Here is a 12,092-nt window from a genome sequence, read left to right as displayed (position 1 = left end):
CGAACCGACAAGGCAGAGGACCGAGGTCAGGTCAGCGGCCGTATCGGGGTCGTCCACCGCCTCCCAGAGCGCGATATAGCCGAGATAGAAGAGGAAGAGGATCAGGAACGAGGTCAGACGCGGGTCCCAGGCCCACCAGGTCCCCCACATCGGTTGACCCCAGATCGCGCCCGTAAAGAGCGCGATCATCGTCATGGTGATGCCGATGGGGGCTGCCGCCTTGGCCGCCAGTACCGAGACGTGGTGGCGGCGGATCAGCCAGACAAGCGATGTGACCAGCATCATCGCCCAGGCATTGATTGCCATCATCGCCGAAGGCACATGGATGTAGATGATCTTGACGGTCGACCCCTGACGGAAATCGTCGGGCGTGAAGAAGAAGCCCCAGACAAGACCCGTCAGCAAGGTGAGCACGGCAAGCCCCGTCACCCAGGGCAAGGCCCAGGACGAAGTCTGCATGAATTTCTTCGGGTTCGCGTATTCCCAGATCGACATGGTGCCCTGACTAGCCCTTCCGGCCTTGGTCCTCAATATTCATAACATGCCAGGCCCTAGCGCTGATTGACGCGGATTGCCGCAGCCGCGGCGAAGGGCAGGATGGCGACGGTTCCGGCGGTGATCCCGGCCAGCATCAAAAGCGGTGTGGCGGTGGCCAGCCCCTCGGCGCCGCGTTTGGCGGCCTCGGCCCCGAAGATCAGCGTCGGGATGTAAAGCGGCAGGACCAGAAGCGAGAGAAGCAGCCCGCCACGCTTCAGCCCGACCGTAAGGGCCGCGCCGAAGGTGCCGATGACCGAAAGCGCAGGCGTTCCGATGAGGAGCGAGACGGTCAGCCACAGAAACCCGGCTGGCGGCAGGTTCAGCAGGACGCCGAGGATTGGGGCTGCCAGCGTCAGCGGCAGGCCGGTCGCCAGCCAATGCGCCAGCCCCTTGACGGCAACCACCCCTTCCAGCGGGATCGGCGCGGTGGCCAGAAGGTCAAGCGAGCCATCCTCGCGGTCCAGCGCGAAGATGCGGTCGAGCGACAGGAGACAGGCCAGAAGCGCGCCGACCCAGAGGATGCCGGGGGCGATGCGGGCAAGCATGCCGCCCTCGGGCCCGACGCCGAAGGGCACGAGCACGATGACGATGAGGAAGAAGGCCAGCGACAGGCCAAAGCCGCCGCCCGAGCGGGTCGCAAGGCGCAGGTCGCGGGAGAGAAGCGCTAACATTGGCGAACGCTCTGCTTGCCGAGAGACCCGGGGCGCTGCCCCGGACCCCGAGGTATTTGGGCCAAGATGAAATGAGGTGTCATGCGAAGGCCTCGTCAAAGCCGCCGCCCTGTCCCGGTGCGGGGGACTTTGCGCGGAACGGGGTCAGGTCGAGCAGTGTCGCCTCATCAAGACCGAGGTCGATATGGGTCGCCATCAGCGCCGCGCCGCCTACCTTCAGATGGGCGCGGACCGCATCGGCGAAGAGCGCGACAGAGGCCGTGTCGAGCGAGACGGTGGGTTCGTCCAGCAGCCAGAGGCGGCGGCCGGTGACAAGAAGGCGGGCAAGGCCAAGGCGGCGCTTCTGTCCGGCCGAGAGGTTCTGGGCATCGCGGTCGGCGAGGGTTTCGAGATTCATCGCCCTGAGCGCCGGGGCGATGTCACGTTGCCCGTAGATGCGCGCCCAGAAGGTCAGGTTTTCGGTCACGGTCAGCGTGGCCTTCAGCCCGTCGGCATGGCCCGAATAGGCGGCCCCTTCGGCTGGCAGAAGGGCCTGGCCCGCAATGGCGGGCTGCAGCCCGGCAATGGTCCGAAGCAGCGTCGTCTTGCCGATCCCGTTCGGGCCCCGCAGCACCAATGCAGCCCCCGCCCCGAGCGTCAGCGAGACGCCGTCGAGGATGGTGATACCGCCGCGCGCGACGGCAAGGTCGTGGACAGAAAGCATCATGGCCATCGGGGTAGCCGATCCTTGTCCCGAGGCAAAGGGTCAATAGAGGGTCGGATTTGCGGCAGCACGGATTTCGCACCGGCCTGCACGGCGGCCAGGGCACATGGCCCGCTTGCAAACACCGTCACGGCTCTGCCGTTCAAACCGGTGAAAGATAGTGAGCCGCCGCGAGGTAGCTGCTCCTCGCGGCGGCTGGCCGTCACCCTGCGCGTGTTACGGCAATCAACAAGAGCAAGCCAGCCGCTTCAAGCCATGGCATACTCGGTACAAATGGAAGTCTACAAACAATCGCTCTCATGCCGAATTTGATATCCGCCAATTTCATTTGCGCAAAGTAAGGATTTCCCCAATTGGCAAAATCATTGAAAAACAAGGGGAATCCCAGGATCGGCGAATCCCTGGCAAGGCGACAACGGTCACGGATAAATCGGATCATTTCGAACCGGAGATCAATCGCTGCAAGTGACTGTCGCGGGTTTGTGGGCTTTGCTGTGTTTTGAGAATCGCTTTACCAATTCTGCGCGTATTGCGGCCTCCGATGAGGCCTGAACAAAAAAAGGGCCGCGGCATCTTTTGCCACGGCCCTTTTCCGTTCTGAATGCGTTCAGGATGCCCGGTCCCGTTCAGCCTGCTTTGGCGAGGTTCCTCAGCACATAGTGCAGCACGCCGCCGTTTTCGACATATTCGATCTCGACCTCGGTATCGATCCGGCACTTGATCCGGATCGTCTTCTCGGTCCCGTCGGCATAGCGGATGGTGCAGGGCACTTCGGCCAGCGGTTTCAGGTCGCCCTCAAGCCCGGCGATGGAGATCACCTCATCGCCTTTCAGGCCCAGCGTCTTGCGATTGTCGCCGCCGGTGAATTCGAACGGGATGACGCCCATGCCGACAAGGTTCGACCGGTGGATGCGCTCGAACGACTCCGCGATGACCGCCTTGACGCCCAGAAGGCTGGTGCCCTTGGCCGCCCAGTCCCGGCTGGAGCCCGCGCCATATTCGATGCCGCCGAAGACGATCAGGGGCGTGCCTGCGGCCTGATATTCCATCGACGCATCATAGATTGAGGTCTGTTGCCCGTCGGGGCCGAGCGTATAGCCGCCTTCGACGCCGTCCAGCATCTCGTTCTTGATGCGGATATTGGCGAAGGTGCCGCGCATCATCACCTCATGATTGCCGCGCCGCGAGCCATAGGAGTTGAATTCGCGCGTGGGAACCTGACGGTCGATCAGATACTTGCCCGCGGGCGTCGTATCCTTGAACGAGCCGGCCGGGCTGATGTGGTCGGTGGTGATCATGTCGCCCAGAAGCGCGAGGATGCGGGCGTCTTTCAGATCGCTGATCTTGCCCTTGTCCTTGCCCATGCCTCGGAAATAAGGCGGGTTCTGGATATAGGTGGAGGTTGGCGGCCAGTCATAGGTCTCGGATTCCGTGACCTTCACGTCCTGCCATTTGGCGTCGCCCTTGAAGACATCGGCGTATTTCTTGAGGAACGCCTCGCGGGTGACGGTCTTGTGCACCAGATCGGCGATTTCCTTGTTCGAGGGCCAGATGTCCTTCAGATAAACCGGCTGGCCATCCTTGCCGGTGCCCAGGGGTTCCGTCGTCAGGTCGATATTCATGTCACCTGCCAGCGCGTAAGCCACGACGAGGGGCGGCGAGGCGAGGTAGTTCGCGCGCACATCCGGGCTGATCCGGCCTTCGAAGTTGCGGTTGCCGGAAAGGACAGCAGTCGCCACCAGATCGCCTTCGTTGATCGCGGCGGAAATCTCGGGCTGCAGGGGGCCCGAATTGCCGATGCAGGTGGTGCAGCCATAACCGACAAGGTTGAAGCCGACCGCGTCGAGGTCTTCCTGCAGACCGGCCGCCTCTAGATACTCGCTGACGACCTGAGAGCCGGGGGCGAGCGAGGTCTTGACCCACGGCTTGCGGTTCAACCCCAGTTCGCGGGCTTTTCGCGCCACAAGGCCAGCACCGATCATCACGTAAGGGTTCGAGGTGTTGGTGCAGGAGGTGATCGACGCGATGACGACCTTGCCCGAGGACATGGTGTAATCCTCGCCCTTCACAGCCACTTCCTTGCCCTGCGGGCGCTTGAAGGTGGCGTCCATCTCTTTCGCGAAGGCGGATTTCGCGGCGGTAAGGGCCACGAAATCCTGCGGACGTTTCGGGCCCGAGATCGCCGGGACGATGGTCGACATGTCGAGTTCCAGCGTCGAGGTATAGACCGGATCGTAATCCGCCCCGCGCCAGAAGCCGTTTTCCTTGGCATAAGCCTCAACCATCGCGACGCGGTCCTTGTCGCGGCCGGTCTGTTCGAGATAGCGCAGAGTTTCGCCGTCAATCGGGAAGAAACCGCAGGTGGCACCGTATTCGGGGGCCATATTGGCGATGGTCGCGCGGTCGGCCAGCGGCAGGTGGTCAAGGCCCGGCCCGTAGAACTCGACGAATTTGCCAACAACGCCGTGCTTCCTGAGCATCTCGACGACCTTGAGGACGAGGTCGGTGGCGGTGGTGCCTTCCAGCATCTCGCCGGTCAGCTTGAAGCCCACAACCTCGGGGATCAGCATCGACACGGGCTGCCCCAGCATCGCGGCCTCGGCCTCGATCCCGCCGACGCCCCAGCCGAGGACGGCAAGGCCGTTGACCATCGTGGTGTGGCTGTCGGTGCCCACAAGCGTATCGGGATAGGCGACCGTCTCGCCATTCTGGTCGGTATCGGTCCAGACCGTCTGGGCGAGGTATTCGAGGTTGACCTGATGGCAGATGCCGGTGCCGGGCGGCACGACGCGGAAGTTCTGGAAGGCGTTCTGACCCCATTTGAGGAAGACATACCGCTCCATGTTCCGCTCATATTCGCGGTCCACATTCATCTGGAAGGCGCGGGGATTGCCGAATTCGTCGATCATCACCGAATGGTCGATGACGAGGTCGACCGGGTTCAGCGGGTTGATCTTCTGCGCGTCGCCGCCCAGCGCTTTGATGCCGTCGCGCATTGCGGCAAGGTCGACAACGGCGGGGACGACGGTGAAGTCCTGCATCAGCACGCGGGCAGGGCGATAGGCAATCTCGCGCGGGTTCTTGCCACCTTGTTTGCCCCAGTCGGAAAACGCCTTGATGTCGTCCACGGACACGGTGCGGCCACCATCCTCGAAGCGCAGCATGTTCTCCAGCACCACCTTCAGCGCCGCAGGGAGGCGCGAGAAGTCACCCAGACCGGCCGCCTCGGCCGCCGGGATAGAGTAGTAGCTGACAGACTTGCCACCAGCGGTCAGTGTCTTGCGCGTCTTGGCTGTGTCCTTGCCGGTAACGATGGGCATCGGGATCTCCCTTGTCGGTGGGGTGTGCTCGGTCTCTCTCGGCCCGACTTGTGCCGTAACGGCAAGGGCTGATCAAGGAAATACAGTCGTTGTATACAATTGTGCACAATGAATGACAAGGGCGTGCACCGATCCTGTCACAGAGTCTCGCAAAACCTTGATTGGCCAAGTGCGATCGGTTTGACTACCAAGGTGGGGACTAGGGGATACGGAACAAAGAACATGCGCAGGATCATCAGCGCCGCGGCCTGCCTTTGGCTTGGCCTTGCGGGGGGCGTTTTCGCCCAATCGGCCAGCGACAATCCAGTCGTTGTAGAGCTTTACACATCGCAGGGCTGTTCGTCTTGCCCGCCAGCCGACAAGCTGCTTGGCGGTCTTGCCAAGCGTGACGATGTGATCGCTTTGGGGCTGCATGTCGATTACTGGGATTATATCGGCTGGAAGGACGACTTCGCCAATCCGCAATATTCCGACCGCCAGCGCGGCTATGCACGCTTTGCAGGCGCACGTACGGTCTATACGCCGCAGATGATCGTCGGGGGCATGGATCACCTGATCGGTGCCCGTCCGGCTGAACTCAATGCGCTTATCAAACGCTTTGCCGCCAAGAAAAGCACGGTGTCGCTGGATATCGACCGCAAGGGTGGCACCGTGAAGGTCAGGGCCCGGTCCACAGCGCCACTCGCGACCAAGGCGGTGGTGCAACTGGTGCGCTACACGCCCCACGCCCGGGTGCAGATCGGGCGGGGCGAGAATGCCGGTCGCACGATCGATTATGCCAATGTGGTGACGGACTGGAGCCGTGTGGCAAACTGGGACGGAACCAGCGACCTGTCGCTCAGCCTCAAGGCGCCGGGGGATGATGCGGTGGTCGTGATCATTCAGGAAAACGGTCCCGGTCCGATCCTCGCCGCGGCACAACTGCGCTGACCCTCGGGTTCCGCAACGTCGTTTCGCGCCTTCATTGACAGTTGCGGCACCCCAATCATAGCTGCGGGGATATGGCGTCTGTCGGAGGTGGCATTGGACAACGGATCGGATTCCGGGCTTCGCGTGCACTTGGAGGCGTTTCTGGCCAATCAGCGGTTGGCGCAGGCTGGGGCAGGGGCCCCGGACCTTGATGCACGGCGCGCAGACCTTCTGAAGCTGAAAAAGGCGATCCAGGCGCATCGGCGCGATTTCGTGCGCGCGGCCGCGGCCGATTTCGGTGCCCGCCCGGCCGAAGATACACTGATCCTTGATGTCGGGCCGGTCGTGCAGGGGATCAATCAAATGCGCCGCCATCTGCGCCGCTGGATGCAGCCGGAACGGCGGTCTGTGCCGATCACACTCTGGCCCGGCCGGGCGCGGATACTGCGCGATCCCTTGGGCGTGGTCGGCATCATGGCGCCTTGGAACTATCCGTTCGGCCTGTCGCTGATGCCACTCGCGACGGCATTGGCGGCCGGGAACCGGGTGATGCTGAAACCTTCCGAACTCGCCCCCGAATCGTCGCGGCAGATCGCGGCGCTGGTGCGGAACGCGTTCGACCCGGCTCAGGTCGTCGTGGTGGAGGGCGATGCCGAAACCGGCGCAGCCTTCGCGGGCCTGCCCTTCGATCACCTCTTCTTCACCGGCTCGACCGGGGTCGGACGCAAGGTCATGCGTGCGGCAGCCGACAACCTTGTGCCGGTCACATTGGAACTGGGGGGCAAGTCGCCGGTCATCCTTGCGCGCGACGCCGATTTCGCCAAGGCCGCGCGCGATATCGCCTTTGGCAAGATCGCCAATGCCGGGCAGACCTGCATCGCACCGGATTATGTGCTGGTGCACGAAGAAGACGCGGCAGCCTTCGCCGACCGTCTTGGTGCTGAGATGAAGCGCAAATATGCCGTTTCCGCGCGGCGTTCAGGGCCCTGCGGTATCATTTCTGCGCGGCACTCAGATCGCCTTCAGTCGCTGCTCGACGAAGCCCGCGACATGGGCGCCAGGGTGATCGAAACGGGGCCGCAGGATGGGGGCATTGGCCCCACCATCGTTCTCAACGCGCCACCGGAATCGCGGCTTCTGACGGAAGAAATCTTTGGTCCGATCCTGCCGATACTGACTTATGTTGAGATCGATGAGGCGATCGGCAATGTTGCGTCAGGCCCAAAACCGCTCGCCCTCTACCTTTATTCAGATGACCGCGCGGTGCGGGATCATATCCTTCGCAATACCAGCAGCGGCAATGTCACCGTCAACGGGGTGATGACCCACTACGCCGTCGATGATCTGCCCTTCGGCGGGGTCGGTCAAAGCGGGATCGGTGCCTATCATGGCCGGGCGGGGTTTGATGCGATGAGCCATGCGAAAGGCGTGTTCGAGGAACCCCGCCGCAGCCTCATTCCGCTGGGCCGCCCCGGCGGTCGGTTCGCGAAACTGTTCGCGCGCTACATGATGCGCTGAGGGCCGCGCGGATCACTTCCAGCGCCGGTGGATCCAGAACCACTGGTCCATATGGCGGTTCACGAGCCGCTCAAGGCTGTCATTGATCGCCTGGGTCATCGTTACCGCATCCGTATGCGGGATCGGCGCCTCGGTTTCGATCCGGAAGCTTAACCCGTCGGGCTGGCGGACGCCGTAGATCGGGATCAGATCGGCCTTGTATTTCAACGCGAGATCGGCGGCCGAGGTCGCGGTATGGGCGGTGTGGCCAAGGAAGGTCAGCGGTTCGCCATGCGCCATATGCTGATCCATCAAGAGGCCGAGCATGCCGCCCGAGCGCAGGAACTTGATCATCGCGCCCAGTCCGCGCCGACGACGCGGAAAGAGCGGCTTGCCGATCTGCGAAATCGTATTGCGATAGTGTCGGTTGAAGAGCCGGTTCTTCATCGGCCTGAACAGGGCGCCAACACGGTAACCACGCGCGATCAGGGCGGCGCGGGCAACGTCGTAATTGCCAAAATGCCCGGTGGCGAGGATGACCGAGCGCCCCTCGCGATGGGCCGCCTCAAGCGCTTCTGCGCCGGGTCCCTCAATCGGCAGGTCACGCACCCGATTGATGAAATCGTCGCCCGAATAGAGTTCGATCATGGTGCGCCCGACATTGTCAGGCACGGCACGCATCAGCCGCCGGACTTCAGCGGCGGGCAGGTCAGGCCGGACCAGCGCCAGATTTTCACGGACCCGGCCACGCCAACCGGCAAAGGGTGCCACAATCCGTGAGATGATCCAGCCCACGACAGGAACACGAACCTGATAAGGCAAGGCCCGCGCGAGGGCGAGCAGCATGCGAAACACGAAATCCGTCACCTTGTCGCGCCGGGTCGATGTCCGTTTACGGTTTCGCCTCTTGCGGGCCATGGGTCCTCGTTACGTACACGGCGTCCCATGATCAGGCCGACGCTTGTCGTCGCCAGACATAAAGGTGGGCGTGAGTTATCACAAGCGTGACGGCGGGTTCTTGCCGCGCGCCGGACCCACGCAGAAGTCTTAAATTATTGAATTAAATTGAAAAGTAAGTGTTTTTCCTACAGGTTAATAGCTGAAACGTGATGGCGAAATGACGCCCGCCCTGCGGTCGGCGATGGGCAGAATGCCGCCTCATCGGTTTCCGGTCTGTCGCGACCTCCTCCCGGAGGTCAGGTTTCATCCTGTTCATCGACCTTCAGCACAATCTCGCCCGTGCTTTCCAGATCGCGGACCGCGACGATAATCGTGGTCATCGCGGCCTCGGCATCCTTTTCCTTGACCTTGCCGCGCTCTGCCATCTCTTCGCGGAGTGACGCTGCCATGCGCTGCGACATATTCGACAGGATGAACTCTGCCGCTGCGGTATCGTTATCGCCCGCCGCACCGGCCAGCGCGTTGATCAGTGTCGCCTGATCCACACCGCGCACGACCTTGGAGATATCGCGCCCCTCGATCCGGGCGGGAATGTCGGCGAACGTGAAGATCGCGCGGCGCACTTGCGTGGCGAAATCGGTGTCGGTCTCGGTCAGGCCCTGAAGCACGTCGTCCCGTGTCGCTGCGGGCGAGAAGTTCAGGATCGCGCCGACGCGTTCCACGGGGTCGGTTTCAAAGGCCCGAACCGGCTGCGCCTCCAGCTGGCCGACCAGCGAGAGGCCGATCTGGCGCACGGTTTCCGGGTCGATATTGCCGGTCTGGCTGACCGCATAGGCGATGCGGCGGGCGCGGTCGCCGGGCAGTTTGCCCAAAAGTTCTGCCGCGCGCGCAACGGCGAGCTTGGACAGCATAACCGCGCCCACCTCGACGCTTTCATCGGTCAGGACCGGCAGCAGTTTTTCCGGGTCAAGGGCGGCGATCCGGTCCCAGGGATCGGCCTTGGCCGAGGCGCTGGCCAGCCGCTTCAACCGGCTGGCGGCGGTGGCCGAGATATGGCCGTCGAGCATCTGCAATGCGCCGTCGATGCCACCGGGGAAGGAAAGACCCACCGATTCCAGCCGTGTCAGAAATTCCTCCACCACATTGCGCAGCGTATCGCGGTCGACCGAGCGCATGGAGCCCATCTGTTCAGTCAGGGCCGCCTGAAGGTGATCGGGAAGATCGCGCAGGCGCAACTCGCCGCCCTCGGACAACAGCAGCCGGACGATGATTGCAGCCTTTTGACGACCGGTCATGGCGGGCGGGGTGAGCGGACGACCGGATATGGGATTGCCCTGAGGGCGCGACAGGGGTGTCAGGGCCGTCATGATCCGCTTCCTCCGGCTAGGGCTTCGGAGGAAGGCTCTCAGATACGGGTTAAGGCGCGGTTACGCGCGGGCCTTTCGGGGCCCTAGCTTCCGACCGTGACGCAGCTTTGCGTGGCTACATCCCAGGCGGTGCCGTCGGCACAGCTGATCTGGGCCTGTCTATCACCGTGATTGCAGCCCTGGGCCAAAAGCGCCCCCGGCATGAGCCCCGCAACAAGGGCGAGTGCTGCGATCAGAGACTTCATCGGCATGGCATCCTCCATCCTGTCTGGGGCGAAGTGTGCCAGTCAGAAGGCGTTCGGGCAAACAAAACCTGCCAGAGCGTCCTCGTATTCACATAAACGTGTTTCTGTAGTATTCCTACGTCATTGCGATCAATTCATCATGAGCGCTCATGTTGTTTGCTGCGGCCAGACGGAACCTTATATGTCCAGCCCAGGAGGCTTGGCGCGAGGACCGAAAAAATAGAATCTTCGCCTTGAGCTGACATCGTTATTTTTAAAATTCTCAACTATTCCGTCTTCTTCGGATATTAACCTATCGACTATTTCAAGAATTCTTTCCTTTGTTAATTCAGATTCTTCAGTGTCAAGAGTGTCGTTAACGCAAAACATCTGCGGGCGTACCCAATCATCTTGCTGTAGCTCTTTTGCGGCTTCCGCACTCTCCGGTTTTGCTGAGTCAAAATAGCCGTATTTCATACCGCCGGGGATAGCCCTCCCGGTCGCCGCTGCGTATTGTTGGAATAAAGCTCCCGCTATGGAATAGTCATTTGGAGATCGAAACCGATTTGGCAAGGTTGCAGACCATGCGGCAGGAAGCTCGCGCTCCATCTCTTCCATGATCGATTTCCTTGTTGGAAGTGCGACATGCCTGAACTTCCTAAAGGGGTATAGACCAAATTTTTTAAATATTAGGTTTCGATTGTTGATTCCAGATGTATTGACCGCAAAATCGTCAGGATCGGTTTCAGCGGGCAAGCTCGCTGCGTTGGAGTAGAATTGACGGATGCGGCCATACTCGTCGAAGAAGTCTGAAGAAGACATGGCGCTTGAGAAAGCAACATCATCATTCAAGTAGAGATAGTACTCACGGAGTCCCGGAATCCTATGCAAATTGGCTTCAATTGAGTGGGAGTTAAAACTTGGGAGCATGCTGGATTCAGGGAAGATATCCGAGTGATCGATGATAGTGACTTTATCCAATAGATCCCCTAAAAAATCTGGTATCTGCTGATCGGTGACGATATATACAGACCCAATATTCACAAAATATCTAAAAGCTGATCGTACAGAAAATAGCAGCTCACTTTGCGAGTTATAGCGCGACGAATGTGTAGCATCTTTTGTGTAGGTGAAGCGACCAAGTCGTTCTTCTTCCTTTATTCTCCTTTTCTGCCACGCCGGATCGCTCCCATCAACCCATGTATAAACAAGGTCGACAGATTGTTGTGCTTCACGCTGCTTTCGAAGCGCTTTGGCACCTCTTAGTTCGGGCAGTCGAACGCCTAAAAACTGAGTTTCATCGAGACTCTCCAAATAGGAACGACGTGCATCGCTTTCCAATCCAGCTCGAGAAGTTCTCCATGAATCAGACGACTCGTCGTGAAAGCAAAATGCAACCTCAATTCCTGAAGAAGCACCGTGAATGACTATGCCATTGTTGTTGGCGCGTTTTTGATATAGTATAGCGTGCTCTGCTGCTCGCATGTCAGGGTTGAAGGCAACTCTCTTTTGGCCTTGTAGCCCGAAAATACGAATTTTTTGAGATCTTAATAGAGAAAGAACTTCTGACCTCTGAATTGGCGTTCCGCAAAACCAAAAAGTTGGCCGTGCGGACATCACGGAATCTGCCAAGTATACCTGTGCGCCCACCTGCCTTGAATAACGCAACAACGCTTCAATCACGGGTCTCTGAATGTCACGTACTGTAAGCATCGAGCGCTCCCTCATCAATGAGCCATCTTCTTTCGTTTTTGTTATCTTAAGGCATTATAGAACGATATTCTCAACGCTCCAGATTGCAAAAAGAAATCGCCTATCAAGGCCCGATGGGCGGAATTTGGCCCGACTGCATGGTCGATTGATAGAGAAAGAATTGCAGGCTCAGGTGCTTTTGTGTTTTTTGCCGACATTTTGGTGTCTCAAGCCCATTTTGATATTGGGTTTGCCGAGGAATTCTACTTAGC

At 60.3% G+C, this 12,092-nt stretch carries 11 protein-coding genes; 3 read left to right on the top strand and 8 right to left on the bottom strand.

Features of this window, described 5'->3' with window-relative positions:
- The 3 genes from ccmC to ccmA all read right to left on the bottom strand — a co-directional run.
- A partial coding sequence (gene ccmC, locus WBB85_RS10520) for a heme ABC transporter permease CcmC (protein ID WP_432638570.1) occupies positions 1 to 495 on the bottom strand: 495 nt, incomplete at its 3' end.
- A gap of 56 nt (positions 496 to 551) precedes the next feature.
- A complete protein-coding gene (gene ccmB, locus WBB85_RS10515; protein WP_432638569.1) occupies positions 552 to 1,208 on the bottom strand; it encodes a heme exporter protein CcmB in 657 nt (218 codons plus the stop codon).
- Positions 1,209 to 1,287: 79 nt separating this feature from the next.
- On the bottom strand, positions 1,288 to 1,914 hold the full coding sequence (gene ccmA, locus WBB85_RS10510; protein WP_432638571.1) for a heme ABC exporter ATP-binding protein CcmA: 627 nt from the start codon (positions 1,912 to 1,914) through the stop codon (positions 1,288 to 1,290).
- Positions 1,915 to 2,071: 157 nt separating this feature from the next.
- Here ccmA and WBB85_RS10505 point away from each other — a divergent pair, with 157 nt between their 5' ends.
- Entirely contained in the window at positions 2,072 to 2,380 is a 309-nt protein-coding gene (locus WBB85_RS10505; RefSeq protein WP_432638568.1) for a hypothetical protein, read from the top strand.
- A 157-nt stretch (positions 2,381 to 2,537) separates the two neighbouring features.
- Here the strand turns inward: WBB85_RS10505 and acnA are convergent, their stop codons facing one another.
- A complete protein-coding gene (gene acnA / locus WBB85_RS10500; protein WP_432638567.1) occupies positions 2,538 to 5,231 on the bottom strand; it encodes an aconitate hydratase AcnA in 2,694 nt (897 codons plus the stop codon).
- A 222-nt stretch (positions 5,232 to 5,453) separates the two neighbouring features.
- Between acnA and WBB85_RS10495 the strand changes: the two genes are divergently transcribed.
- Positions 5,454 to 6,161, top strand: coding sequence for a DUF1223 domain-containing protein (locus WBB85_RS10495; RefSeq protein ID WP_432638566.1), 708 nt, complete (start codon positions 5,454 to 5,456; stop codon positions 6,159 to 6,161).
- An 87-nt stretch (positions 6,162 to 6,248) separates the two neighbouring features.
- Complete coding sequence (locus WBB85_RS10490) at positions 6,249 to 7,658, top strand: coniferyl aldehyde dehydrogenase (RefSeq protein ID WP_432638565.1); 1,410 nt, start codon at positions 6,249 to 6,251, stop codon at positions 7,656 to 7,658.
- A 12-nt stretch (positions 7,659 to 7,670) separates the two neighbouring features.
- Here WBB85_RS10490 and WBB85_RS10485 read toward each other — a convergent pair whose 3' ends face one another.
- The 4 genes from WBB85_RS10485 to WBB85_RS10470 form a co-directional block, all read right to left on the bottom strand.
- Positions 7,671 to 8,555, bottom strand: coding sequence for a lysophospholipid acyltransferase family protein (locus tag WBB85_RS10485; protein WP_432638564.1), 885 nt, complete (start codon positions 8,553 to 8,555; stop codon positions 7,671 to 7,673).
- Positions 8,556 to 8,833: 278 nt separating this feature from the next.
- On the bottom strand, positions 8,834 to 9,904 hold the full coding sequence (locus tag WBB85_RS10480; RefSeq protein ID WP_432638563.1) for a flagellar motor switch protein FliG: 1,071 nt from the start codon (positions 9,902 to 9,904) through the stop codon (positions 8,834 to 8,836).
- Positions 9,905 to 9,987: 83 nt separating this feature from the next.
- A complete protein-coding gene (locus tag WBB85_RS10475; RefSeq protein WP_432638562.1) occupies positions 9,988 to 10,155 on the bottom strand; it encodes a hypothetical protein in 168 nt (55 codons plus the stop codon).
- A 171-nt stretch (positions 10,156 to 10,326) separates the two neighbouring features.
- On the bottom strand, positions 10,327 to 11,841 hold the full coding sequence (locus tag WBB85_RS10470; protein ID WP_432638561.1) for a Stealth CR1 domain-containing protein: 1,515 nt from the start codon (positions 11,839 to 11,841) through the stop codon (positions 10,327 to 10,329).
- Positions 11,842 to 12,092: the final 251 nt, after the last annotated feature.

Origin of the sequence: Albidovulum sp. (assembly GCF_049646345.1) — a bacterium.
Taxonomy (GTDB): domain Bacteria; phylum Pseudomonadota; class Alphaproteobacteria; order Rhodobacterales; family Rhodobacteraceae; genus Albidovulum.
Note: the sequence above shows the minus strand (reverse complement) of the source record. Positions and strands in the feature narration are given on the sequence as shown.

Bases quoted from the DNA above. Each gene is read 5' to 3' on its own strand.
- WBB85_RS10475 (WP_432638562.1), bottom strand. From the start codon at position 10,155: ATGCCGATGAAGTCTCTGATCGCAGCACTCGCCCTTGTTGCGGGGCTC.
- acnA (WP_432638567.1), bottom strand. From the start codon at position 5,231: ATGCCCATCGTTACCGGCAAGGACACAGCCAAGACGCGCAAGACACTG.
- WBB85_RS10470 (WP_432638561.1), bottom strand. From the start codon at position 11,841: ATGCTTACAGTACGTGACATTCAGAGACCCGTGATTGAAGCGTTGTTG.
- WBB85_RS10485 (WP_432638564.1), bottom strand. From the start codon at position 8,555: ATGGCCCGCAAGAGGCGAAACCGTAAACGGACATCGACCCGGCGCGAC.
- ccmB (WP_432638569.1), bottom strand. From the start codon at position 1,208: ATGTTAGCGCTTCTCTCCCGCGACCTGCGCCTTGCGACCCGCTCGGGC.
- WBB85_RS10495 (WP_432638566.1), top strand. From the start codon at position 5,454: ATGCGCAGGATCATCAGCGCCGCGGCCTGCCTTTGGCTTGGCCTTGCG.
- ccmA (WP_432638571.1), bottom strand. From the start codon at position 1,914: ATGATGCTTTCTGTCCACGACCTTGCCGTCGCGCGCGGCGGTATCACC.
- WBB85_RS10480 (WP_432638563.1), bottom strand. From the start codon at position 9,904: ATGACGGCCCTGACACCCCTGTCGCGCCCTCAGGGCAATCCCATATCC.